24 protein-coding genes are annotated in these 24,530 nt (G+C 63.8%); 7 read left to right on the top strand and 17 right to left on the bottom strand.

Annotated features, from left to right (window positions below):
- Window positions 1-40 precede the first annotated feature (40 nt).
- Window positions 41-970 carry a cytochrome b/b6 domain-containing protein gene (locus PV760_RS12240; RefSeq protein WP_055976913.1) on the top strand — a complete coding sequence of 310 codons (930 nt, stop codon included), beginning with the start codon at window positions 41-43 and terminating at the stop codon, window positions 968-970.
- Window positions 971-1,077: 107 nt separating this feature from the next.
- Here the strand turns inward: PV760_RS12240 and PV760_RS12245 are convergent, their stop codons facing one another.
- The 8 genes from PV760_RS12245 to PV760_RS12280 all read right to left on the bottom strand — a co-directional run bounded on the left by PV760_RS12245 (window position 1,078) and on the right by PV760_RS12280 (window position 9,057).
- On the bottom strand, window positions 1,078-1,914 hold the full coding sequence (locus tag PV760_RS12245; protein ID WP_018778029.1) for a hydroxymethylpyrimidine/phosphomethylpyrimidine kinase: 837 nt from the start codon (window positions 1,912-1,914) through the stop codon (window positions 1,078-1,080).
- A gap of 43 nt (window positions 1,915-1,957) precedes the next feature.
- The gene (locus PV760_RS12250; protein ID WP_354627853.1) at window positions 1,958-2,899 is read right to left on the bottom strand and encodes a TAXI family TRAP transporter solute-binding subunit; all 942 of its coding nucleotides are present in this window, start codon (window positions 2,897-2,899) and stop codon (window positions 1,958-1,960) included.
- Window positions 2,900-2,927: 28 nt separating this feature from the next.
- A complete protein-coding gene (locus tag PV760_RS12255) occupies window positions 2,928-4,343 on the bottom strand; it encodes a sensor histidine kinase (RefSeq protein ID WP_354627854.1) in 1,416 nt (471 codons plus the stop codon).
- Window positions 4,340-5,002 (bottom strand): response regulator transcription factor, encoded by a 663-nt coding sequence (locus tag PV760_RS12260; RefSeq protein ID WP_018778026.1) that lies wholly within the window; start codon window positions 5,000-5,002, stop codon window positions 4,340-4,342. Before PV760_RS12260 ends, PV760_RS12255 begins: the two co-directional genes overlap by 4 nt.
- Window positions 5,003-5,186: 184 nt before the next feature.
- Window positions 5,187-6,584 carry an MFS transporter gene (locus PV760_RS12265; protein ID WP_354627855.1) on the bottom strand — a complete coding sequence of 466 codons (1,398 nt, stop codon included), beginning with the start codon at window positions 6,582-6,584 and terminating at the stop codon, window positions 5,187-5,189.
- A 288-nt stretch (window positions 6,585-6,872) separates the two neighbouring features.
- Window positions 6,873-7,340: a hypothetical protein gene (locus tag PV760_RS12270; RefSeq protein WP_354627856.1), complete on the bottom strand. Its 468-nt coding sequence runs from the start codon at window positions 7,338-7,340 to the stop codon at window positions 6,873-6,875.
- A 140-nt stretch (window positions 7,341-7,480) separates the two neighbouring features.
- A complete protein-coding gene (locus tag PV760_RS12275) occupies window positions 7,481-8,395 on the bottom strand; it encodes a TIGR01777 family oxidoreductase (RefSeq protein WP_502921440.1) in 915 nt (304 codons plus the stop codon).
- Window positions 8,395-9,057: a TetR/AcrR family transcriptional regulator gene (locus PV760_RS12280; protein WP_018778022.1), complete on the bottom strand. Its 663-nt coding sequence runs from the start codon at window positions 9,055-9,057 to the stop codon at window positions 8,395-8,397. The genes PV760_RS12275 and PV760_RS12280 overlap by 1 nt, the downstream gene beginning before the upstream one ends.
- Before the next feature lie 288 nt (window positions 9,058-9,345).
- On the opposite strand from PV760_RS12280, the gene PV760_RS12285 reads away from it, so the two are divergent.
- Complete coding sequence (locus PV760_RS12285; protein ID WP_354627858.1) at window positions 9,346-10,050, top strand: queuosine precursor transporter; 705 nt, start codon at window positions 9,346-9,348, stop codon at window positions 10,048-10,050.
- 143 nt (window positions 10,051-10,193) lie between these two features.
- Here the strand turns inward: PV760_RS12285 and PV760_RS12290 are convergent, their stop codons facing one another.
- The 6 genes from PV760_RS12290 to PV760_RS12315 form a co-directional block, all read right to left on the bottom strand.
- On the bottom strand, window positions 10,194-11,123 hold the full coding sequence (locus PV760_RS12290) for a type IV toxin-antitoxin system AbiEi family antitoxin domain-containing protein (RefSeq protein WP_354627859.1): 930 nt from the start codon (window positions 11,121-11,123) through the stop codon (window positions 10,194-10,196).
- Window positions 11,124-11,361: 238 nt separating this feature from the next.
- A complete protein-coding gene (tgt, locus tag PV760_RS12295; protein WP_039239673.1) occupies window positions 11,362-12,672 on the bottom strand; it encodes a tRNA guanosine(34) transglycosylase Tgt in 1,311 nt (436 codons plus the stop codon).
- A 47-nt stretch (window positions 12,673-12,719) separates the two neighbouring features.
- A complete protein-coding gene (locus tag PV760_RS12300; RefSeq protein WP_055976891.1) occupies window positions 12,720-13,430 on the bottom strand; it encodes an SRPBCC family protein in 711 nt (236 codons plus the stop codon).
- Window positions 13,431-13,491: 61 nt separating this feature from the next.
- Window positions 13,492-14,508 carry a DUF6707 family protein gene (locus PV760_RS12305; protein WP_354627860.1) on the bottom strand — a complete coding sequence of 339 codons (1,017 nt, stop codon included), beginning with the start codon at window positions 14,506-14,508 and terminating at the stop codon, window positions 13,492-13,494.
- Window positions 14,509-14,581: 73 nt separating this feature from the next.
- The gene (locus PV760_RS12310) at window positions 14,582-15,121 is read right to left on the bottom strand and encodes an NUDIX hydrolase family protein (RefSeq protein ID WP_018778016.1); all 540 of its coding nucleotides are present in this window, start codon (window positions 15,119-15,121) and stop codon (window positions 14,582-14,584) included.
- A 78-nt stretch (window positions 15,122-15,199) separates the two neighbouring features.
- The gene (locus PV760_RS12315) at window positions 15,200-15,913 is read right to left on the bottom strand and encodes a hypothetical protein (protein WP_354627861.1); all 714 of its coding nucleotides are present in this window, start codon (window positions 15,911-15,913) and stop codon (window positions 15,200-15,202) included.
- 84 nt (window positions 15,914-15,997) lie between these two features.
- On the opposite strand from PV760_RS12315, the gene PV760_RS12320 reads away from it, so the two are divergent.
- A complete protein-coding gene (locus PV760_RS12320) occupies window positions 15,998-16,612 on the top strand; it encodes a YdeI/OmpD-associated family protein (RefSeq protein ID WP_354627862.1) in 615 nt (204 codons plus the stop codon).
- Here PV760_RS12320 and PV760_RS12325 read toward each other — a convergent pair.
- Window positions 16,609-17,775 (bottom strand): glycoside hydrolase family 76 protein, encoded by a 1,167-nt coding sequence (locus tag PV760_RS12325; protein WP_354627863.1) that lies wholly within the window; start codon window positions 17,773-17,775, stop codon window positions 16,609-16,611. The two genes, PV760_RS12320 and PV760_RS12325, sit on opposite strands and share 4 nt — an antisense overlap.
- A 92-nt stretch (window positions 17,776-17,867) precedes the next feature.
- Here PV760_RS12325 and PV760_RS12330 point away from each other — a divergent pair, with 92 nt between their 5' ends.
- Both PV760_RS12330 and PV760_RS12335 read left to right on the top strand, forming a co-directional pair.
- A complete protein-coding gene (locus tag PV760_RS12330) occupies window positions 17,868-18,659 on the top strand; it encodes an SDR family NAD(P)-dependent oxidoreductase (protein ID WP_039239682.1) in 792 nt (263 codons plus the stop codon).
- Window positions 18,659-19,930 (top strand): acyl-CoA dehydrogenase family protein, encoded by a 1,272-nt coding sequence (locus PV760_RS12335; protein ID WP_020608528.1) that lies wholly within the window; start codon window positions 18,659-18,661, stop codon window positions 19,928-19,930. Before PV760_RS12330 ends, PV760_RS12335 begins: the two co-directional genes overlap by 1 nt.
- Before the next feature lie 23 nt (window positions 19,931-19,953).
- On the opposite strand, the gene PV760_RS12340 is transcribed toward PV760_RS12335, so the two are convergent.
- The gene (locus tag PV760_RS12340) at window positions 19,954-20,781 is read right to left on the bottom strand and encodes a DUF1684 domain-containing protein (protein ID WP_018778010.1); all 828 of its coding nucleotides are present in this window, start codon (window positions 20,779-20,781) and stop codon (window positions 19,954-19,956) included.
- 233 nt (window positions 20,782-21,014) lie between these two features.
- The gene (locus tag PV760_RS12345; protein WP_354627864.1) at window positions 21,015-21,788 is read right to left on the bottom strand and encodes a hypothetical protein; all 774 of its coding nucleotides are present in this window, start codon (window positions 21,786-21,788) and stop codon (window positions 21,015-21,017) included.
- Window positions 21,789-21,937: 149 nt separating this feature from the next.
- Between PV760_RS12345 and PV760_RS12350 the strand changes: the two genes are divergently transcribed.
- Window positions 21,938-23,485: a sigma-70 family RNA polymerase sigma factor gene (locus PV760_RS12350; RefSeq protein WP_193590868.1), complete on the top strand. Its 1,548-nt coding sequence runs from the start codon at window positions 21,938-21,940 to the stop codon at window positions 23,483-23,485.
- A 95-nt stretch (window positions 23,486-23,580) separates the two neighbouring features.
- Window positions 23,581-24,420: an ATP-grasp domain-containing protein gene (locus PV760_RS12355; protein WP_227453677.1), complete on the top strand. Its 840-nt coding sequence runs from the start codon at window positions 23,581-23,583 to the stop codon at window positions 24,418-24,420.
- Window positions 24,421-24,530 lie beyond the last annotated feature (110 nt).

The following is a 24,530-nucleotide window of genomic DNA, read 5'->3' on the forward strand; positions in this document are numbered from 1 at the left end:
ACTGGTCGCAGCCAACCAAGCCAGAGAGGAACGCGGCCTGATGTCCGTTTCAAGCAAGTCGTCCGGGATCACGTCGAACAGGTGGTTCAAGCCCGTCGTCGTCACCGCAGGAGCTTTGGTGGTGGCACTGATCCTCGTGCTCGTTGCGCAATGGCTTCGGACCCTTCAGCCGGTCCAGCAGTTCCTGACGGACTACCCCGGCCATTCCGCAATCCCCGACGGCACGCCCACGGGGTTCCCGGCCTGGCTTGGCTGGCAGCACTTCCTCAATATGTTCTTCATCGTTTTGATCATCCGTTCTGGCTGGCAGGTGCGCACCACCACTCGCCCGCCGGCGTACTGGACCCGGAACAACAAGGGCCTCATCAAGACAAAGAACCCACCCGCCAAAATCAGTCTGGACCTTTGGTTCCACCTGACGCTGGACGCCCTCTGGGTTTTGAACGGCATCATCTTCATCGTGCTCCTCTTCGCCACCGGCCAATGGTTGAGGATTGTTCCCACCAACTGGGACGTCTTCCCGAACGCCGTCTCGGCCGGCCTGCAGTACGCCTCCCTGAACTGGCCGGTGGAAAACGGCTGGAACAACTACAACAGCCTCCAGCTGCTGACGTACTTCATCACCGTCTTTATCGCCGCCCCGCTGGCCATCATTACGGGCATCCGGATGTCTGGGGCATGGCCCAAGAAAGCCGCGATCAACAAGTTCTACCCGATCGAACTGGCCCGCAAGATCCACTTCCCGGTGATGATCTACTTCGTAGCCTTCGTCATCGTCCACGTAACCCTGGTGCTGGCCACCGGTGCGTTGAACAACCTCAACCACATGTACGCCTCGAACAACGATTACAGCTGGTGGGGATTCGCCATCTTCGCAGCATCGATCGTGTTCACGGCGGCCGCTTGGTTCCTTGCCAGGCCACTGTTCCTGCGACCTATTGCCTCGCTCATGGGCAAAGTCTCGCGCTAAGCGCCTGCAAAAGAAGAGCCGCCCCGGAAGGCTTTCCAGGGCGGCTCTTTCGCGCGCAGGCGCTTGGCTTTCGTACGCAGGCGCTAGCCTCTCGCACGCAGGAGGCGCTAGCTCAGCGCGCCACCCTGCCACAGGGCATCAAACGGCGCCCCCGAGGCCACGCGGTTCTTGATACCCGCCGTCACGAAAGCTTTGGCCGTGCGGGCTGCTTCCACCGGGGTTGCGCCCTTTGCCAACTCCGCGGTCACAGCAGCGGCAAGCGAGCAACCGGCGCCCGACACGGCAACCTCGCCCACCTTCGGGGCCCGCAGGACTTCCAGCGTGTCGCCGTCGTAGTAGACGTCGACGGCGTCCGGGCCTTCCAGCCGCACCCCGCCTTTGGCGAGGACTGCCGCGCCGCTGATTTCGTGGATGCGGATGGCAGCAGCCTTCAGCGATTCTTCGTCCGTGATGGTGAGCCCGGACAGCGACTCGGCTTCAAAATGGTTCGGCGTCACGAAGGTAGCCAGCGGCAGGATTTGTGCCTTCAAAGCCTGGTCGGTGTCCAGCGCGTGGCCCGGTTCCTGGCCCTTGCAGATCAACACCGGATCCAGCACCACGTGCTTGAACGAGCCGTCCGTCAAAGCCTTCTCCACCGTGCTGATGGTTGCCGGGCTTCCAAGCATGCCGATCTTCACGGTATCCAGAACCGACGGTGCGCCGGAAGCGGCGCCGTATGCCGCCGTCGTGGCTTCCAGTTGGTCCGCGATGACCTGCTGGTCCACCGGCACGAAGCGGTGGTTCCAGTTGTCCTGCGGGTTGAAGGAAACGATGCACGTGAGGTTCGCGATGCCGAACACTCCGAGTTCCTGGAAGGTCTTGAGGTCGGCCTGGGCGCCGGCGCCACCGGTCGCTTCGGAGCCGGCGATGGTCAGGGCAATGGCAGGGGCAACGGCAGAAGTCATGACTTCATTTTGGCAGTTGCTCCGGTTTGACTCCTAAACGGGGCTAGCCGTGCAACGCCCGGTAAGCGGCCTCAGCGGCTGGATGCAGCGGCACTCCGGCAGTGTTGATCAGCGTTTCGGGACTGAGGAACTGGACCCCTGCGCTGGACTTGGGAACCAGGTCCTGGGCCTGCTCCACCAGGAGTTCGACGGTCTGCCGGACAACGTGGTCGGCAAGATCGCTCCGGCACAGGAGAAGGTTGGCGACCCCCACCGTCCAGACGGCGGGCGCGTCCCCGTAACTGTTGGCGGGGATGAGGACCCGGTCGTAGAAGAAGCCTGACTGTGCTCGCGTTGCCGGAATCAGTTCGGAGAGATCAAGAAGCCGCACGCGAAGGTCCTGCGCAGCCGCGGCGATCGGCGCCGTCGGGACCCCTCCGGACTGGATCATGACGTCGATCGAACCACCGGCAAGGGCCGCGATCGCCTGGTTCAAGCCAAGGTTGACCTGTTTCAAGGACCGGTCCGGCGTGGCGGACTGCGGTGCCAGCCCCGCTGCGGCGATGATCCTTCCGGCGGTGAGGGTGGTCCCCGAACCGACTTCGCCCACCCCCGCGGTCTTGCCGGCGAGATCCGCGAAAGACCGGATCGAACTGTCCTCCCGCACAATGCAGTGCACGTAGTTCTGATAGACCTTCCCCAAAGCCCTCAGGCGTCCTTCGCTGTGGCTGTTCGCGGCGGGTTGGGCTGCCGCATCGGCGAGGGCGACGGCGAAGGTCGCCTCGCCGGACAGCACCCGTTGGATGTTCTCAAGGCTCCCGCCGGTGGTCAGTGCCCGCGCCTTGTCGGCGATCCGTTCCCGTTGCAGCAGGTCCGCCAGGAGGGTGGCGAACTCAAGGTAGAAGCCGCCCGATTCGCCACCGGCCACCGTGAGTTCCTGCGGCCGTTCCTCCGCGGAGCAGCCAGCCGTTGACGCCAGCAGGCCGAACGACACAGCTGCCCTCATGGCATTCCTTCGCGTCAATGTGCGGCTTTCAGGCATCGGAACCGCCCTGCGGGTGCACAAACTCGAGGCGCGCCGTCAACCCGTGCGGCACGCGGGCTTCCAGCACCAACCTTGCTCCGTTTGCTTCGGCCAACCGTTCCACAATGGTCATGCCCAGGCCATTGCCCGGGATCTTGCTGTGCTGCGGCGCCCGCCAGAACCGGGTGGTTGACGCGGCGAGCTGATCGGCGGGGAGGCCGGGACCGTCGTCGGAAACCACGACGGCGGTGCCACCCGGGGTGGGTTCGGTCGCCACCGTGATGTGGGAACCTGGGGCGTATTTGACGGCATTGGCCAGAAGCTCGCCCACCATATGCGCGAGTTCTTCCGGATTGCAGGCGATGGTGATCGGCCGGCCCGGCTCGAGAAGCGTGATCGTGGCACCTGCCTGAAGTGCAGAGGGCGTGGCCCGTTCCGCCTCACCTTGCAGGACAGGAAACGGGTCGATGACCGTCAGGCGCTGGTGTCCCGTTCCCTGGTCCGCGCGGGCAGCCCCGGCAGAGGCGCGATGTTCCGCAGTGGCCAGCTTCAGCACGCCGTCGAGCATTTCCTCCACGCGCTCAAGTTCAGCGACGACGCCCGAAGCGGCGGCCTTTTCCGGTTCCGATCGCAAGGCGAGCTGCAGCAGATCGATCCGCAACCGCAACGCCCCCACCGGATTGCGGAGCTGGTGCGAGGTGTCGGCGATGAGCCGCCGCTGCGACTCCATGCTCTCGCTCACGGCCTGGGCCATGGTGGTGAAGGAGCGGCTGAGTTCGCGCAGCTCAGGCGGCCCGGCTTCAGGCAGTTGGGTGGTCGCGCCGGTGGTTTCGAGCTCGTGGACGGCCTTGCTAAGGCGCTGGACCGGGCGCAAAACCCAGCCGGTGATACGGGCAGCGGCCAGCAGGAGCAGCGCGCCAAGCGCCACGGCGGCAACGACGACGACGAGCCACCGCTCCCGTAGCTTCTGCCGGGCGGCGTCGAGGTTTACCTCCATGACAACTTCACCGAGAACCTGGCTTGCCGTGCCGAAGGACCTTGAGATGATCTCGTTGCCCGTCCCGAAGGCGCGGATTGGACTGAGCGTTGTGTCGCTCAGGTTCAGGCTTGCCCTGCCGAGCGCGTCCATGACCGCCGGTTGATCGTCGCGAAGGCCGCCGGAATGGATGCTCTGGCCTTGCATGTGGATCAGTATTCCTTCGCCGTAAAGCTCGGCGTAGCGGTCCATTTCACGCTGCAGCTGAGTGGTGTTGTTGTCCTCCAGGGCGTCACTGGCCAGCTGGGCGAAGCGGTTGAGGGCAGCGACCCTGTTGATCTGCAGCTCCTGCGTGAGCTCCCGGCTGGCCGACGTCAGGATCACGCTGGACACCGTCACCACAATCACCACCACCAGCAGGCTGAGGATGCCCAGGACCCGGAGTTTCACGGCTGCTCGACGCGGTAGCCGACGCCCCGGACATTGATGATGAAGCCGGGCAGCTGGAGCTTGGACCTGAGACCGGTCAGGTGCACATCCAACGACCGGGAGTGCGCAAGAAACGCGTCGCCCCAGAGCGCGTCCAGGATTTGTTCCCGGGTGACCACCGAGCCCGCATGCCTGACCAGCAGGCCCAGGAGGTCGAACTCCGTGGCGGTGAGGGCCAGTTGCTTGCCGCCGACCGATGCCACACGGCGGTCGAGGTCCACCTCCAGCTCACCGAGGGCGATAGTGTGTGGTGCTGCCTGGCCGCCGCGGTTGGTCCGGCGCGTCACCGCCTCGATCCTGGCCAGCAATTCCACGAGTTTCACGGGCTTCACCAGATAATCGTCGGCGCCCGAGCGAAGGCCAAGGACCACGCTCCGCTCGTCATCGCGGGCCGTCAGGATCAGGATGGGGATCTGCGTGACCTGGCGGAGTTTCCTGAGGACGTCCAGGCCATCAAGGTCCGGCAAGCCCAGATCGAGCAGGATGACCTCGTGCTGACGGTGGGCCAGGAGCGCGTCCTCGCCGCGGGAAACCCGGGTGTGCTTGTGCCCGGCAGAGGCGACGGCGGCGCTCAAGGCTGAGGCCATGGCGTCGTCATCCTCGACGATGAGCACATGCACGGTGTAGTCCTTCGGGGTTCGCTGAGCGGGGATCGCTGGTGGGTTCGTTGGTCGGGTTCGTTGGTTGGGTTCGCTGGTTGGGTTCGCTGGTTGGGTTCGCTACTAGAGCTTAACGTTGTGAGGCCCGCTCTGCGCCCTTCGGAGTATCCAAAGAGTGCAGAGCGGGCCCCAAGAGGCAGCCAAGTCAGGCGTTGACGCGATCCTTCTTGTCGCCGTCGTCGTCTGCAGCGGCCCGGGCCTTGAACGCGTGGCCCTGCTCCGCATCCAAGTGCGTCGGCTTCTTGTTCTTCAGCGCGAAGATGTACACCAGCAGCGAGATGAAGATGGCCGCCGTGACGTAGGTGAAGAACAGGTCCACCTGGTCCGACTTCTGCAAAGCTGCACCAATCAGCGGAACCGTACCGCCGAACAGCGAGTTGGCGATCGCGTAGCCGAGGCCCACACCGAGCGCACGGATGGATGCCGGGAAGAGTTCGGCCTTCACCAAGGCATTGATGGACGTGTAGCCACCCACCATCAACAGGCCGCCGAACATCAGCAGGAATGCCACGAACGGATCCTTGGTCCCGGCCAGCGCCGAGAGCAAAGGCCACGTGAACAGAACGCCCGTCACACCGAACCAGATCAGCAGCGGCTTCCGGCCGATCTTGTCCGAAAGCATGCCGTAGACGGGCTGGAGCAGCATGAAGATGAACAGCGCCCAGAAGTTGATCACGGAGGTGTCCGTCTTGGCTATACCGGACGTATCGTTCATGAACTTCAGGATGAAGTTGGTGTAGGTGTAGAAGGCAACCGTGCCGCCGAGCGTGATGCCGATGCAGATCAGCAGCGGCTTCCAATGCTTGGTGAACAGGAGCTTCATGGTGCCCGGCTGGGCTTCGCCTTCAACCTTGATGTGCGCAGCGCGCAGCTGATCGGCAGAGAGGGTCTCTTCCATGGAGCGTCGCAGCCAGAGCACTACCAGGGCAGCGACGCCACCAATCGCGAACGGAATCCTCCAACCCCACGCGGTCAGGTCTTCCTTGCTCATGGTGTTCTGCAGGATCACGAGCACCAGGAGTGCCAGCATCTGGCCGCCAATCAGCGTCACGTACTGGAAGCTGGAGAAGAAGCCGCGGCGTTTGGCCGTAGCAGCCTCGGACATGTAGGTGGCGCTGGTTCCGTACTCGCCGCCCACCGAGAAGCCTTGGACCATGCGGATGAAGACCAGGAGGATCATGGCCCATAGACCGATGACGTCCTGGGTCGGCATGATCGCAATGGCGAACGAGCCGGCGGACATCATGGTCACACTGAGAGTAAGCGCGGCTTTACGGCCCTTGCGGTCGGCGTAGCGACCAAAGAACCAGCTACCGATCGGGCGCATGAGGAACGACGTCGAGAACACGGCCATCGCTTCAAGGCCGGCTTGGAGATCGTCCGAGGAGTTGAAGAAGTGCGACTGGAAATACGCCGCAAAAGCGGTGTAGACGTATACGTCGAACCACTCCACGAGGTTGCCCGCGGAGCCTTTGAGGATGTTGCTCACTGCCTTGCGTGTCTGGGCGGCTTCGCTCAGAGGTGCAGCTTGTTGGGTGCTCATCAATGAACCTTCCTGGCGGCTGCGCATGCGGCAGCCGTGTCTTGCATGAGTTCGTTCTGTCCATGAAGCTCGTGCTCATGGCGTCCTTGCGCATGGCTCTTCGTCGACTAAGAAAGGCCCTCTTGGGGTGAAGAGGACGTATTCCAAACTATGGGTGATGCACGGCACAACCAACGTGGGAGGGGATTTCCTAACACTTCCTTAGGTTTCGGGGTGAGGTGGAGGGGGTCCCGTTCCGGGTACAACCGGCGCTTGCTCACATCCCTAGGGTTTGGTGGGGACGCTTGCTCACATCCATCCGTCCATGATCGGGAGGGGCCTATTGATGCGAACGAGCTTCCAGACTGCGAGCCGTCCGAAGCCAGCTGCAATGGCTATGGACATTGAAAAGAAGATCGCGCCGTTCGGGGAGAGCCCGCCGAATGGCGCGCAGACGAGCAACGGGGCGAGGAAAAAGACCGCCACGTGGATCCATTGGTTGGTGATGCGTCGCAGGACGAGGCCGAGCAGAGATCCGGCCGTAACACCGATAGCCCACACTGGAATCAGGCTGTATATGAAGAAGACGAGGGCCCAGCCCCCCGGTGACTGGACTGCAAGCAACAGGCAGAAAGTCAGATGCGCCACCGCGACGCCGACAGCGAGGCCTCCGCCTCCGATCACTACCGGGTCTTTCGATCCGTATCGCCGGCTATTCCGCGACCCAAGCGCCACCAGTCCGTACTCGGACTCGTCCGCCCAACTGTCATCGTTCATAGTTGCTCCCGGTTTGGTGAGTGAGGGTTGGGCGGATGGGGCGGTTTGGTGAGTGAGGGTTGGGCGGATGGGGCGGTTTGGTGAGTGAGGGTTGGGCGGATGGGATAGTTACGTGAGTGAGGGTTGGGCGGATGGGGTGGTTACGTGAGTGAGGGTTTGGGGCGCCCCGTGGCGATCTCGTTAAGCGCACCGGCCAACGATGGGTATTCAAATGCGAACCCCGCGTCGAGCAGTTTCCGGGGCTCCACCCACCGGCTCTTCAGCACCAGCTCGGTCTGGGTCCGAATGAGAACAGAGCCAGCCTCGAGCAGCCACGACGGCGTCGGGATGCCAAACGCAATACCAAGGCTCCGCCGAACCAGTGCCATCAGCTCCCGATTGTCCACCGGGTAGGGTGACGCTGCGTTGACCGGACCGGTCAGCTCAGGCCGCTCGTGGAGAAACAACACTGTCCGGAACAGGTCCTCCACATGGATCCAGCTGAACTTCTGCCTTCCGGGCCCCATGTGCCCACCCAAACCCAGCCGCGCAAGGTTCCGGAAAGGAGTCATGACCCCGCCGCCGGGACCCAGCACGATCGCAATCCTGAGCGGAATCTTCCGGGTCTCCGGCACAACAGCCGACGCCAACTCGTCTTCCCATGCCCGGGCAACGTCGACGGAAAACCCGCTGCCCAGTTCGCCTGAGATCTCTGACTGCGGACGGTCCTCGGCATGCCGATAAATGGTGCCGGTACTTGAGTTGATCCAGGTCCTGGGCGGCTCGTCACATGCAGCAACGGCCCGGCCCAATGCCCGTGTGGTCAAAACCCTGGAGTCCAGGATTTCCTGACGGTGGCGCTCGTCATAGCGGCAGTTCACGGATCGTCCGGCGAGGTTCACCAGCAGTTCCGTGCCGTCCAGCGCCTTGGTGATGGCGCCGTCGTCGTTCCATTGCGCGTCAGACGAAGGGCCGCGTCCAACCGTCCGCACCTGCCATCCGTCATCAGCAAACCGCCGTCGGAAGTAGCTGCCGATGAAGCCGCTCGCGCCCGCGATCACCACGGTCCGGGTCATCACGAGTCCTCCTTCACGCTGCGGACGAGTCCCAGGACGTCGTCAAACACCTTGCTCACTCCGGGAATTTTCGCGAGCGACAATCCACGAGCCACCAGCGGTGCCGCACCGTCGATCAGTTTTCGCGTGCGGCGTTGGCCCGCGGATTTGTCGTAAACCCAGAACAACGCGACGCCCATGTATGCCAGCCACAGCAATTCGGGCAGATCGGCGCGCAGTTTCTTAGCGACCGCGGGGGAGGAACCCTCGACGGCGGAACGGAAGATCGCGAGCGAAGCGTCGCGGGCGGCGGTGGACGCCTCGCCGAACGGGTTGACAGGGGACGTCGGCCGGATGGCCGTTGAGATGAAGTCGGAACCGAATTGGTGATACGGCGCCATGACATCAATTCCGGTGTGGAGGACCGCCTTGAGCCGGCCCGCGAGGTCTTGGACATTTTCGAGTGCCTGCGCTGCGGCAACTGCATGCTCATCCTGTACCTGGATGTATAGCTCTTGGACCAGTTCATCCTTTGACGCGAAGTAGTAGTACGCATTGCCGACCGACACCCCGGCTTCCTGGGCGATGGCGCGCATGGTGGTTTTTTCAAAGCCGACCTCGCGGAACATCTTCAGCGCGACGTCGGCCACCAGTTGGCGGGTCTGCTCACTTTTCGCGGCCATGCAGTGCTCCTGACGGAAATTTTGAACGTGTTCAGAAATGAGTATGGCACATTCTTGAACGTGTTCAAAAGAGGAGGGGGTGTGGGGTGTGAGGGAGGGGGTTGGTTGAAGGGGGTGGGGGGTGTGGGAGGGGGTTGGTTGAAGGGGGTGGGGTGTGAGGGAGGGTTTGGTTGAAGGGGGTGGGAGAATGGTGGAGGTGCCGGCTGCATGCCCCACCACCCCAGTGCTAATACAGCGGGGCTCCTCGGAACAGGATGCCTGCGCGAACCACTACGAAATGGATGACCCATGCCCTCGCCCTCCGGCTCCAGCACGCTGAGCAAGCCTGCACCCCGCTTCGCCTCGATCGGATCACCGTACTTCGGCATCATGCTTGCCGTCATGGCCGTGGTGCTGATCCTGTCCAATATCGGCGCCTCGAAGGGTGTGGTGCTCGGGCCGATCATCACCGATGGCGGGTTCTTCCTGTTCCCGCTGGCCTACATCCTGGGCGATGTCGTGAGCGAGGTCTACGGCTTCAAAGTGGCACGCAAGGCCATCATCACTTCCTTTGCCCTCTCGGTGTTCGCATCCCTCTGCTACTGGGTAATCATCATCCTTCCCGGCTTCAACGACGACTACGGAACCGCCAAGCAGGCCGCCATCGAGGGCGCCCTCGGTCCCGTGCCGCAGATCGTGCTCGCGTCGCTGCTTGCGTTCCTGGCCGGCCAGACCATCAACTCGTGGATCCTTGTGAAGATGAAGGCACGCACGGGTGAGAAGAGCCTGTGGGCCCGCCTCATGGGCTCCTCGGTGGTGGGCGAGTTCGTGGACACCCTGATTTTCTGCAGCATCGCGGCGTCGGTCATCGGCATCACCGACGCCGGCTCGTTCGTCAACTACGTCCTGGTGGGCTTCGTCTACAAGACCGCCGTGGAGTTCCTGTTCGTGCCGGTCACCGTGCTGGTTGTCGGCTGGATCAAGAAGCGCGAGCCGAGCTACGGAGTTAGCTGACTTCGCCGGAACAGCGCTGCGGACGCTGGGGCTGCGCGAGATCGCCGGACACGAGCGGCGACCTCGCACAGATCCCGCTTCCCGCACAGTCCAAACGATCTCGCGAACCAGCACGACGGCGGTCCTCGCGGCCGGCGTTGAGCTCACCGACGGAGGGCTTTCAGGACGCGCGCTTTGAACTCCTGCTCCTGAAACAGGTCCCGCCACTCCACCCGGATAAAGAACCAGCCGTCCTCAACGAGTGCTTTCTCCCGGCGTCGTTCCTCAAAGATCACCCGATCCGTACGGGCGTACTTGAAGTACTTCACCTCTCCGTCGAACTCCAGGGCAACCTTCTCCTTCTTCCACGCAAAGTCCATCCGGTAGCTGCCGATCCGGCTTTGCACCTCTACCTGCGACTCGGGCATCGGCAACTTGAGCCGCTGGAGGAGATCACGGCACAGCGTCTCACCTGCGGATTCGGAGGCGGGGTCAGCATTGGCCAAGCATCTCCGCAGGGTCGTGACTCCTCGGCGTCCCGTTGAGGCACCGGCGCACGCCATCATGAGAAGCCTGTCGGCTCCGAGCCGAAGCGCATGATCCATGATGATCAGGGCCTGCGGGTAGCTCAGGGTCATGGCACAGTCCACCACCGTTCGTTCCAGGTCCGTTACGGGTAGGTACTCCACGGTGACGATCTGGGAGGCCGGCAACCGCAGCCTGTGGCCGCGGACGTCCTTGCCAAGCCGGCCGCTGGAGGGGTTGGTGGGAAGAATGACATGGATCAGCTGGTCCACGTTCCATAGGAACAAGCCGTGCAGGCGGGCCGCGGAAGTATGGCTGTAGACGAAGTCCCCTTTGGACGTGACGAGCGTTCCGTGAGCATGCGCGTGAATCAGTTGTTTACCGCGGGCGTCGACGGGCTGTTTGTCCCACGCCGCCTTTCGGACGTAGCATCCCCGGCGTACACGGAGAAGCTCACCCTTCCGGACCAATCCGGCGATTGCGCGTGAACCAAGTCCCAGTTCGTTGAGTTGCTGTGTGCGCCACAGTGTTCCCAGCTGGGGGAGGGTCGGCATAAGTTTCTGGCTCATGTAACCAGCCTTGGCTGCGCGTCCGCCCCAAGACAGCCCCTGCTGCCGCTATGTGGAAAATGCTTGAGATCGCTGTAGTCATGCCGACGACGCGGGAGCTGTGCGAGGTCGCGGCTCAGCTCCAGCGATTTGGAACCGGACTAGCGATTTGGCGCCGGACCCGCGATCTCGGGGCGGGCGCGCCAGCGGGAGCGCGCCAGCGGGACCGGGCCGGGCCGGGAGCGAGCGCAACCCCGGCCTACGAGTAGTAGCGCCCCAGCGTCTCGGCCTTGAACTCAAAGAAGTCCCCGGATTCGATGGCAAGGCGGGCATCGTCCACCATCTTCACCACGAACCGCTCGTTGTGGATGGAGATCAGCGTTGCCGAGATCATTTCCTTGGCCTTGAACAGGTGGTGGATGTACGCGCGGGAGTAATTCACGCACGTGTAGCAGTCACAGCCGTCCTGCAGGGGGCCGAAGTCCGTCTTGTAGCGGGCACCCGACAAGTTGAAGCGCCCGAACGGGGTGTAGAACGCGGAGTTCCGGGCCACACGGGTGGGGGAGACGCAGTCGAACGTGTCGGCGCCGTTCTCGATGGCCGTAAAGATGTCGTCTGGCTCGGAGATGCCCAGCAGATGCCGCGGCTTGTCCTCCGGAAGTTCCTCGTTACACCAGCGGACGATCGTGCCCAGGTTTTCCTTCTCCAGCGCACCGCCGATTCCGTAGCCGTCGAAGGGCATGGCACCGAGGTCCTGGCAAGCCTTGCGGCGAAGATCCTCATACTGGGCGCCCTGGATCACGCCGAACAGTGCCTGGTACGGTTTGCCCACGCGGGACGCGGTCAGTGAAGCGTGCTCTTCCAAACACCGCAGCGCCCACAAACGGGTCCGCTCCAGTGACTCTTCCTGGTACGCCCGCGAATTTTGCAGCGTGGTGAGCTCGTCAAAGGCGAACATGATGTCCGCGCCGATCTGGTGCTGGACCTGCATGGAGATCTCGGGGGAGAAGCGGTGCCGGTCCCCGTTCAGGTGCGACTTGAACCAGACGCCGTCATCGTCAATGTGGGCCAGCCGCTCCTTGCCGGGAGCCACGGCGTCATCGGGGCCGGAAGAATCCACGTTCTTCATGTCGATGACCTTCTTGAACCCCGAGCCCAGGCTCATCACCTGGAATCCGCCGGAGTCGGTGAAGGTGGGCCCGGACCAGTTCATGAACGCGCCCAGCCCGCCGGCGGCGTCGAGGATTTCGGGGCCGGGCTGCAGGTACAGGTGGTAGGCGTTGGCAAGGACGGCCTGGGCGCCGAGCTCGGCTATGGACTCAGGCAGCACCGCTTTGACGGTGGCTTTGGTCCCGACGGCGATGAACGCGGGCGTCTGGATGGTCCCGTGCGGCGTGGTGATGGTCCCGGTGCGGCCCAGGAAGGCGCCGCCGTTGGCGTCCACTTGAGCGTCCGACGGCGAGCACGTCTCAGTCAGGCGCGTGCCCACCGAGAAGGAGAACTCGGATTGCCGGTCGGACAAACCGGGCAGCGCAGGGGAAGAAGCAGGAGCAGGAACTGAAGCTGGCACGCTACCAAGTGTGCCAGCTTTACCGTGGGTAACCTGCCCGGGTAAGGCTACGACCCGTAGTTTTCAGCTTTCCAGTTGTCCCACGACGACCGGATGTCCGCCAAGGTGTGGGCCCCCAGATCGTACGTGGAGGCAATCACCATGGAGCCGCCGTCGGGCCTTTTCTCCGGAATTGGCAGCTGCTCGGCGACGATCAAAAGCCCATCCCCGTGCTCGGCGTAGCTGTGGACGGTGAGGCCAACCTGGTGCCGGCTCTTGAACCAGACCTTGCCGGAGATCTTCTCACCCGTCGCGAGAGTGAGTGAGTACTCCTCCCCAACGGGCGGCAAATCTCCGAGCCCCAGCTTCTCGATCGCGGGGCCGCCTTTGCCCGGCAGCGAGACGAAGTGCGTCCGCCGGTGCCCGTGCGGGTGCCGTTCCAGGGCGAAGCGCAGCTGGTGCAGGAACGTGAGCCAGCCCTGCGTGATGTCCTCGTCCCAGTCAGCCCACTCGGAATCGTGGTCCAGGGCGACCCTGGTGATTCTTACTTCCGTGCCGCCGGAGACAGGGTGCAGTTCAAAGATGTCCCCGCCGTTGACGGTGAGGCTGGTGTGATCGGGTCCTTCCACAACGTCCGTGTTGAAGTAGATTTGCTTGATTTCGTCGGCGAGATCGTCGGCTTCCCAACCGTGCCATTGGGCAACCAACGACGGTTCGCGCAGCATGTTCCAAACCTGCTGCGCATCGGCATTAACCACAACGCTCAGATTGTTCGTCATGGCCCCGAATCTACCGCCGTTGGCGCCCACATAACAGGTCTTGAATTTCCCGGAAAACGGCTTAGGCGCGGACCGATTCCAGTTCGTTTGCGATCCTTCGGGCCAGCTCGTCCTCGCCAATGGTCTTGGACCCGCCGTGTGCGCGCAGGAACATCAGCGCTTCGAGGCGCAGGAAGCGCCATTCGCGTTCGGCTTCGTGGTTGCCGTTGTCGATCGCGCGGAAGATTTCCTTGTCATAAAGGTTGGGTTCGTTGAGCGAGCGCTGCCGCACCCTGGCGTTGATCCGGGCCTTGAACGGGTCCTCTTCCTGGGACTCCGGTGCCCGGAGCAGCTTCTCGTAGACGGCGGCGCGTTCAGGCTGGCCGGCCTCGCGGCAGATGAAACTGGACAACGCCAAAGCACGCTCGATCGACGCCCACCGGTCCAGGTTTCCATCGAACGGCAGAACGTTCAGCAGGTCCGCGACCTCCAAAGCGTGGTCCGGATCGCGCAGCACAATGCACAGATCGAATGCGAGGTTGCTGAGGTCCCGGAGGCAGCTTCCGGATTTGGTGTTGATGCCCTTCGCGAGCCGGTCTGCGAGCACTTGCACGCCGTTTTTGCCCTTGTGGTTGGCCGCGGCGGCGCTCACCACAGCTTCCGGGGTTCCTTCGGGTTCGGGAATGAGCGCGAGTTCTTCAGCACTCGGTCCCGTGTAGGCGGGCGGCGTTTCCGGGCGTGGAGGCACGACGACGGCGGGTCCGGCGGGAGCATCGGCGTCGGCTTCGGCGTCGGCTTCGGAAGCGGCGCCGGAGTCGGGCCCGGGCGAGTCGGCCGTGCCGGCGTCGCCGGCGTCCGCGCCTGAGCCGGCCGGAGCCCCGTCGCCCACAGGAACACTGGACCCGACAGCGATCCGCACCGTGCCGCCGTCGTCCATTGCCAGGCGCAGCAAAGCGGCAACGCCGTAGTCATCGTTTTCGACGTCGATACTGACGATTTCCTGGGCCGGCCCGTCACCGGGTGGGAACACAAAGTCCCCGGGCCGCAGGTCCCCAGCCTGCTTCTCTCTGTACTGCTGTGTGGCTGGGCTGTGAGTCATCGGAAGTCCTTTGGTTCTCTTGGGGTCCGCCGTCCAGTCTACAAAGACGCGCTGCTGCCGGGGCCGGGACCCGCTAGAGGATCACGCCCGAGAATGCCAAAGCCTGCCGCACGAGGTTGCCCCGGCCGCCGTCGAATTCCTGCTGGACGTTCTCGCTCAGCACTTCCTGAGGCGTCATCCAGGTCAGTTCCAGGGCGTCCTGGCGCGGATCGCATTCTCCGGTCACCGGGATGACATAGGCCAGGGAGACGGCGTGCTGGCGGTCGTCCGTGAAGCCTGTCTGGGACGGCGCCGGGAAGTATTCGGCCACCGTGAAGGGGACCGGGCTGATGGGCAGTTGCGGGAAGGCTAGGGGACCGAGGTCCTTTTCCATGTGCCGTAGAAGCGCCGCGCGGATGGTTTCGCGGTAAAGGACGCGGCCGGAGACGAGGTAGCGCACCATGTTGCCATCGGCGTCGCCTTGCAGGAGCGTGCCAACCTCGTTCACGTATCCGAGCGGATCCAGTCGGACGGGGACGGCCTCCACGTAGACCATGGGGAGGCGGCCGCGGGCTTCGAAGAGGTCCTCATCAGAAAGCCAGCCTGGATACGGGTCCGGTGTACGTACGCTCATGGTTAAGTTCTACCGCATCCCCGGCCGAAGTTCCGTGGAGGCATTCCGGTTGCCGGGGCCGTTACGCTCTCGGCTGTATTACGGATGGGAGCCGGGGGCCTTCTCCACCACAATCGACGCCGGCGCGGAACCGCCCACGGCATCCGGATTGGCCACGTACAGGACGTCCTCGCTGATCCTCGCCTCGATGTCCGCTGCCTTCAGCCGTCCCAGCAAGGGTTCCAGGTCGCCGTCGTATTCGAACGCGAGGTCGCCGTTGGTGCTGTCCGCGTCGTGGATTACCCGCAGGACGCCGCCGTTCTTTGTGGTGAAGGAGGCCGATTCGTCGTCGTCGGCGCGTGGGCGTGCGCCGATGTTCCGGAGGTCGACGGCGGCCAGGGCCACCAGCGGGCTGACCCAGGTCGCCACGACAGTGAGGGCGGGATCAGCGTCGGCGGACGTGGCCCAGGAGCCATCAGCGGCACGCGTGGCCGGGAAGGCGAAGAACTCGAATCCGTCGTCCGACGAGATCCGGACGGCAGGCCCGTCGGGGCCATGGTGGACTTCGGCTTGCGTGCCGTCGTCGTCGGTACGCCGCGCGAACTCTTCCAGGTCTCCTGCCTCGACGCTGAAGACCGTGCTGCCATCCAGGGGGTGTCCGTGCTCCACACGCCCCAGGGCCACGCGCCCGGAACCGGCGTCGAACTCCAACCAGTCACCGTCCTCGACGGTCACCACCAAACCCAGGGCCCGCATGAGTACAGACCACTGTTCCGGACGGGACGTGTAATGGATGGGGCGTGCGCGCAACATTGGTCCTCCAGGTTCTGGGCGTCGTTCCAAGCCTATTCCGCGTGCCCGTATCGGGTCCCGCCCTTTCACCAGCAGAATGGGACCATGCCCATTGAGCTTGAGGAATTGGTAGTCAAAGACGGCACGGCCTGGCGCGCCTGGCTGGCTGAACACGCAGCAGAGAGCCCTGGCGTGTGGTTGATCCTGCACAAAAAGGGCGGCAACGTCACGGAACTGGACTACGACGCCGCCCTGGACGAGGCCCTGTGTTTCGGTTGGATCGACGGGCAGTCCAGGAGCCGGGACGCCGAAAGCTACTTCCAGCGCATGACCCCGCGGGGTCGCCGCAGCATCTGGTCCGCGCGGAATGTGGGCCATATTGCCCGGCTCGAAGCCGAGGGCAGGATGACCGACGCCGGCCGCGCCGCCGTCGACGCTGCGAAAGCCGACGGCCGCTGGGAGGCTGCCTACGCCGGCCCTGCCGACTCCGTGGTTCCGGACGACCTCGCCGCTGCCATCGCTGAAGTGCCCGAAGCGCAGGCCATGTTCGACGTCCTCACGTCCCAGAACCGCTTCGCCCTGATCCACCGCACCAACCTGGTTAAACGGGCCGATACCCGGGCGCGCAAAATCGCCGGGTTCGTGGAGATGCTGTCCCGCCACGAAACGCCTTATCCGCAAAAGAAACAGCCGGGAACACCCCCGAAACACGCCGGCTAAAGCGTGGCGGCGGCCTCGAAAGTCATCCAGGCCTGCAGCTGGGTGGAAAGTTCGACGGCGGCACCCGCCGGATAGGTCTCGGTCGCCGGACTCAGGGGGTTGGGGGAGAAAAGCAACGGAGTGTGTCCTGTCGGCGTGCCGCGCACCAATTCCGGTGCTTCACGGCGGCCTGTCCAAAAGGCCCCGGCGGTGGCGAGGACCAGTTCGCGGGCAACCGTGCGCGCCTCCAGGGGAAGCCGTTCGTCCCGTCCCGCCAAAGCGAGGTAGCGGACCAGGATCCCGGTGAACAGGCCGCCGTCGCCGGTTCCATCGCCTCGGATCACCCGGGTGCCGGGAACCGTCAACTCCCGGTCAACGGCCGCCACCAGCTGCGCTGCCCGTTCAAGGTTGTCCGGGCCGCCGAGTTCCAGCAGCGCCCCAAGAACCGGGCCTTGGTTGTAGGTGTACACGGCTTCCTCCAGGACGGGTTCACCGTTCCTGATCCGGATCCCGTCCTGATAAACGCCGCGTTCGGGATGAAGCAGCCTGGAATTGAGCCATCCCACCAGGGCCTGTGCCCGCTCGCGGCGGCCGGTCCGGGCGAAATACAGGGCCACGGGTGTGGTAGCAGGAGTGTTCTTGAAGTCCCTCTTGGTACTCCAGAACGTCCCGCCGCCCAGGTCATCAGTGGACGCAGAATCGAACTGCAGCGTCAACCGTTTTTGGACGTACGCGTTGCGTCGGCGCCCCGGTTTCCGGGTCTCCTCCGCGAGCCTTTCGAGCCTGAGCGTTGAGAGGGCGAGCCATGCCATGTCGTCGTAGTAGTGGTTCTCGAACCTGAACAGGTTCCTAAGCCGGATAGTGGTGACCAGCCGGGAAGCGAGCCTTCCGGCGCTCGGGCGGGAGCCGCCGTCGAACCTTGTTTTCCTGGCGAGCTCCCGGCGACCCGTGTCCACCAGGCAATCCACATAGTGCGCCTGCCACCAGTAGTGCCAGGGGCCCAGTAGGCTGCGGAGCGTGTTCCCCGGGATGCTGATGGCGCCGATGTGCGTGCCGGGCAGGAAGAGCAGCCGCCGCCCGAAGCTGCGGGTCACGGAACGGGCTGCCTGGTCGGCGCGGCCGGCCCAATCGGCATCATCCGGGGTGGGGAGCGGTTGGTTGTCGAGGGCATCGTGCACTGGCATGGGAACAGCCTATCCGGGGACCGGGTGTGCACTGGCTCACAATTCCAGTTAACATGCATTAACGGATTTGGGTTCTGCATCAAGGAGGATGGATGGACATCAACGGCACGGTGGCACTGGTCACTGGAGGAGCTTCAGGTTTGGGCGCTGCCACCGCAAAGCGCCTGTTCGACGCCGGAGCATCAGTAGTCCTGCTGGACCTGCCCCAGTCCGCAGGCGAGGCCTACGCGGCGGAACTCAACGCCGGGAGCAGCGGAGGCAAGGCGGTCTTCGCTCCTGCGGACGTCACCAACGAGGCCCAGGTCCAGGCCGCCGTGGACGCGGCGACATCACTGGGGCCGCTGCGCATCGTGGTCAACTGCGCCGGTATCGCAACGCCGGGAAAGGTCCTCGGCCGGGACGGCGTCCTGCCCTTGGAGACCTTCAACAAAGTGATCCAAATAAACCTCATCGGCACGTTCAACGTGATCCGGCTGGCAGCTGCTGCCATGGTGGAAACAGAACCGGTGACCACCGGGCTGGGTGGTCCCGAACGCGGCGTCATCATCAACACCGCATCCGTGGCGGCCTTCGAAGGCCAGATCGGTCAGCCCGCCTACGCCGCCTCCAAGGGAGCGGTGGCTGCCATGACGCTGCCGCTGGCGCGCGAGCTGGCGCGCTCGCTGATCCGGGTGGACACCATTGCCCCGGGCATCTTTGAAACACCCATGATGGCCGGACTTCCCCAAGCGGCCCAGGACTCGCTGGGCCAGCAGGTCCCGCACCCCGCACGCCTGGGCCGGGCTGCCGAATACGCCAACCTGGCCGCGCACATCGTGGAAAACGCCATGTTGAACGGTGAAACCATCCGCCTGGATGGGGCCATCCGGATGGGCATCAAATGATGGGCGACTACAGCGGCACACCGGTAACGGCGGGATCCTCAGGTGGCACCCAGGCGTCAGCAGCGGATCTTCCCACAGCGGACTTCTTCGACTTCGAGTCGCTCCTGAGCGTCCAGGAACAGCGGAAACTCAACGAACTCCGGGCGTTTCTCGCCTCCGAGATCGCGCCGTACGCCGGGCAATGGTGGGAGAAAGCGGAATTTCCGGAGCATATCCTGCCGAAACTAGCCGCGCTGCGGCTCAGCGCGCCGGCCCAGCGGGGGTATACCCATCTTTTCGCCGGCCTGGTCATCGCGGAGATGACGCGCGTCGACACCTCGATCGCCACCTTCTTCATGGTCCACCACGATCTCTTCGTCGAGTCCCTGTACGACTTCGGCAGCGACTCCCAGCAGGACCGCTACCTCGACGACGCCTCGAACCTCCGCACCACAGGCGCCTTTGCGCTCACCGAACCGGACCACGGTTCCGACGTCGCCGGTGGCATGGAAACCACGGCCCGCCGCGTGGCACGCCCAGCGTCCGACGGCGGCGACTACTGGGTGCTCAACGGCGCCAAGCGCTGGATCGGCAACGGGACGTTCTGCGATTACATGCTGGTATGGGCCAAGGACGAAGCCGACGGAGCCGTGCGGGCATTCATCGTGGACGCTTCGTTGCCCGGCATCACCAGGAGCCGGATCGAGAACAAAATCGCACTCCGGACCGTGCAGAACGCCGACATCGTCTTCAGGGACGTGGAAGTGGCCGAGGCAGACAGGTTCTCAGGCATCAGCAGCTTTGCCGACACCAACCACCTTCTGCGCGGCTCCCGCATCATGGTCGCCTGGCAGGCGGTAGGCCAGCAGTTGGCCGCCTTCGACGTCGCCCGGCAGTACGCCGTCGAGCGCTTGCAGTTTGGAAAGCCGCTGGCCAGGTTCCAGCTCATCCAGCAGCACCTGGTGGAAATGCTCGGTAACGCGGTGGCCAGCATGGGGATGATGGTCCGCATAGCCCAATTGCAGGAGGATATCTTCACTGACGCGCAGGGTCTCCGGCACGGTGGTGCGGATATGGCCCAAGTGGCGCTCGCGAAGGCCTACTGCAGTGCGCGGATGCGCGAAACCGTGGCGCGGGGGCGTTCCATCCTGGGCGGGAACGGGATCGTCACCGATTACCGAATGGCCAAGATCTTCGCTGACGCCGAGGCAATCTACACCTACGAAGGCTCCTATGAAATCAACTCGCTGATCGTTGGCCGCGCCGTGACGGGCGTTTCCGCTATCGCCTAGGCCCAGGCCGGAGCCGGGGCTGCCTAGGCCTGGGGGACCTTCTCACCGGCCTCCACCCGGACATCAATCGAATTTCCCCGGACGGGCATGGGGCAGGTGCCGTATGGAGTGAAGGCGCTGGGGTAGTTGATGGCACGGTTGAAATCGATCACCACCGAGCCGTCAGGCCGGGGCCGGGGAATGAAGACCTTGCGCCACTCGTCCGTTGTGTCGCCATTGGTTTCATCGTGGAACGTGACGTTGAGCGCGCCGAGCTTCTCCGCCTCGGCATGGAGCCGGATCCCGTGCCCGATGCCGGGGACATGGAAAACAACCTCGCCCACGGAACGGTGTACGCCGTCCACCAGGGGGTTGGCCGTTCCGATGGGGACGTCCTGGGGTTCTTCATACGGCTCGAAGCGGCCAGTGACCACCCAGTCAGGGTTGTAGTCGTAGGTCGGCACGCCCGTGAACTCTGTCAGGACCGGAGATGCGTCATCCCGGGTCCGGATGGCGTACTTGTCGGCACGCATGGCCAGCTCAACCACTACCTGCTTGCCGTCTGCGCCTCCGTACTGGACCCACATCAGGGATTCTTCGTCTTCCAAGACCGCGCTGATGGTGCCGTCCACCTTGTCACCGCTGGCCACCAATGTGAGGCCGTCTGCGGCGCTGGCAGTCAGGAATGCTGTTGTTCCGTCAGTGGACCAGAGCCCGGGCGCGAGCTCGACCTCGGACGGTTCTTCGGCCAGCCACTGGAAGGAGGTCAGGGTCAGCCAGCCATGCCCTGTGGCAAGCGCTGAGTTACGGCCCTCACGGAACCGCTCCCATCGGGCGATCCGCGGGTCGGTTGCTGTGGCAGATGAACTCATGGCTCTCCTTGGCTGGCGGTGGTGCGTTGGTGCACTTTCCTCAACCATGCACCGGGCTGCGGCATTCCCCGAATTCCTGTCTCCGGCACATGGCGTTGGAACGGCTCGCGCTGGCCCCCAACCCATGCCAGCGCGAGCCGCGTTTGATGGTCGATCCCCGGAGAGCCCGGGAACGATCCATCAGAGGGTGAGTGGCCGTACCGCGCATTTCATGACGCGATGGAACCCGGGTCTTAGTTCGATTCGAAGAAAGAGACCGCCGGGGCTTTGGAGGGGACGGCCGTTGATACTGCCGCCGTCCCTCCTGCCAGTGGATAGAACTTGATGCGCGACGGCCTGAGGGCGCCGTCACCGACCTCCTCCATGGCTGTTCTGCATTTCATCACCCGGGCGAGGTTGCCTTCACTGAGCGGAAAGAGAACATGGACAGCGGAGTCCAAGTACATGGCTGTGGCGCCTGTTCCACCCAGTTGCGCCTTGACGACTTCCCCTATGAGGGCCAGCAACGTCCAGCAATGACTGCGGGTTTCCTGCGGGCCGGGAACCGAGATGACGGCCAGTGCGTGTGCCCCCTGGCATTCAGTGGCGATCCCGGACACTTCATGGATGCGTCGCTGAAAATGGGCTTTGCTGGCCAGGCCCGTGTACACGTCGGTGCAGGAAATGGGCGGGGCCGTCTCAGCAACTTCCGCCCAGCCTTCTGCCAGTGATTGGAGGGCATCGATGTCCAGGGATTGTTTGGCCGCAGTAAAAAGTGCCCTGAAATCCGTCATGGTCTCGCCGATGCTCACGCCGTTCCTCGCCCTGGCGGCGCCCAGGGATTTTGCTGAGGTTGCCGGAACCGCCGCGCTTGTGGCGAGGGATGTCACCACGGAGCGGACGTCCGGCTGAAACCAATCCGAGCGGAAACGCCAGCCGGCCTGATAGCTGGTGCTCTGCCATCTGCGCAGCAGAAGGTGCCGCGCAAAGGTGCATTCGCCCAGTGATTTTGTGCGGAACGATGTCATATTCGAGCAGTGCACTTTTCGGGCGTTTCGTGACGAAACAGCTCCAAGAGATCGTTGGTAAACATTGTGGACAAATTCGCGTCACGACTCCCGGGCGACCCCCACTTCATATGTATGGGCAGGGTTCATTACGTTTTGGGGGCGCTTAGATGGCACGGCGGTCACGCTCGAGCAACAAATCAAACCGCGGAGTCAACGACGATGGACATCTGATTGAGCTGGTCCGCAGCGGGGATATGTCGGCCTTTAACCACCTGTATGAGCGCCACGTAGCCATTGCCTCCACCGTTGCCAAGCGCAATGTGGATAATCCGAGCGATGCTGAAGATGTCGTGGCCGAGGCCTTCCAGTCAGTTCTTCAGAGCCTGGTGGCCGGCAAAGGCCCGGACACATTCTTCCGGGCATATCTGTTGTCCACGGTGACCCGGTTGTCGCATCAGCAGAATCGTAAGAGCAGCAGGGTTGTTCCCAGCGGGGATGATTCGGTGCTGGACCAGACCATGGCCGAGCCCGATGCCGCCGTCCAGGCTTTCGAGTCGAGCACGGTGGCCCGGGCGTTCCGCTCATTGCCGGAACGGTGGCAGGCAGTCCTGTGGTACCTGGACGTTGAACGCATGAAACCGGCGGCTGTTGCGCCAATACTGGGAGTGTCGGCCAACGCCGTTTCCGCTTTGGCCGTACGAGCCCGTGAAGGTCTGCGGAGACAGTACCTGCAGTTCCACCTTGACGAAAAAGCCGAGGGCGCCTGCGCGGAATTTGTCACGAAGCTCGGCTATTTCATTCGCGGCGGCCTCTCCAGCGGTGCCGAGGCCAAAGTCCGCGGACACTTGCGCGGCTGTGCAAAATGCACGGCAGCCCTCGCCGAGCTGAACGATGTCCAAGGAACCATGCGTGCCGTCCTTCTGCCCTTGATCACGGGCATCCCGCTTGCAGCATGGGTGGGGAAAGGTGCCGGACTTGGGATGCTGGGCGGGATTCTGCCGGTCAAGGGTTTCCTTGCCGTACCTGCGCTTGCGCAGCCGGCGGTCATGGCCCTCTCCACTGCTGCCGCCGTTGGATTGGTGCTCGGTGCCGTGGGAATCGTCGACCTCATTTCGCCCGATGCTTCATTGGAGCCCCGGGCCCTTGAAACCGGCGCTGTGCATGTGGATCCCAGTCCATGGCCCTTCACACCCCCGCTCCCACCTACACCCACTACCGCGCCCACACCTGCCCCTGCTCCCGTGGAAGAGCAACCGGTACCCGTCACTTCCCCCGAACCGGTGGCGACGCCTGCTCCGGTGCCGACGCCGTCCGCCGCCACCGCGCCCAAGCCGCCTTCGACGTCGCTGGCCGTTGTCGGCGGTTCAGCGAAATGGGTCACTACGACGGATCGGAACGGCGCGAAGACTTCCAGCGTTTCAAGCTGGGATATCGCTTTCACCGCGTCAGGCACACAACCCCTGGGAAACGGCAAAGTCGTCATTGCGCTGGAAAACGGTGACCTGATCCAAGCCAGGTCCGTTGCGGCTCCTGATGGTTGGTCGTGTTCGGCAGCAAGTTCCAATGCTGTCTCCTGTGTAACGGATTCAGTCCAGAGGAGCGACCTCCACTTCCATCTGGAGTCCGCCCCCAAAGTGCCCAATACCGGCGGAGTGCTCAGGTACTCCCTCAGCGGCACGGGGCTCACGCCGGCCAACTTTGCCTGCGAGTACTGAGGGGAGTTGCGATGGTGCGGGTGTTGGTAACAGGCGTTGGCGGTTCAGCCGGGCTTTCTTTGTCCCGTCAGTTGCGGGACCAAGGACACTGGGTTTTGGGCGTTGACATGCGGCGGATCCACGCTTCGGCGGCAGATGCTTTGGCGGTGGTTTCGCCAGTCGACGCACCGGCGTATTTGTGGGAGCTGCGCGGACTCGTGGCGGCCCACGGGATCGAGTTGGTCATCCCTACGGTGAATGCGGAGCTGCTCAACGCCTCGGTTGCCCGGGAAGGCTTCGCACCCGGGGTGGAGGTGCTGATCGCCGATCCGGCTCCGATGTCCATCGCGCACGACAAATACCTGACGATGGGATGCCTTGCCACCGCGGGGGTGGGAGTTCCCGATTTCGGGTTGCCGGGGGACTTCAGCTCCGTTAACGAGGCCATGGCCAGGATGGGCGGATGCCTGGTGGTGAAGCCAAGGGTTTCGCGTGGTGGCCGGGAGGCGCGGGTGTTGACAAGACACAGCGACGGCGGCCGGAACGCCGAACGGTTTTGGCGTTCCCTGGATGACTCCTGGCTTGTTCAACGCTGTGCCTCCGGAACCGGATACGCGTCAATGGTTCACCGAGATGGAGCAGGCCATGACCACGACACCCTTGTGGTGGTCCTGGAGAAATCCAAGCTCACCCGCGGACGTTCGGACAACGTGGTCCCGCTCAAGAGACTGGAAGCGTCGATGGCGCCCGACGTGGCCAGGACGGCAGCGGCAGCGACTGAGGCGTTGGGGCTCACGGGCGCCGCTGCCATCGACATCCGTCGAATGCCCGACGGGCGCCCTGTGGTTTTGGAAGTCAATGCCCGCTTTGGTGCCAACAGTGCCTACGCGCCCGAGCTCCTGGAGCACGCCATGAGGCAGTACGCGGCCGGGCAGATGCTCCGGGGAGCCGTGTGACTGATTGCAGTCCGGCAGGCTGGCTGGAACGAGCTCGAACCAACCGGGTTGGGACCCGGTGGTCGTCGCGGAGCCCGGCCATAGTGCGTTACGGACGGGAGTAGAAGCCC

It is taken from the genome of Paenarthrobacter sp. CC6, assembly GCF_040560085.1.
Lineage (GTDB): Bacteria > Actinomycetota > Actinomycetes > Actinomycetales > Micrococcaceae > Arthrobacter > Arthrobacter nicotinovorans.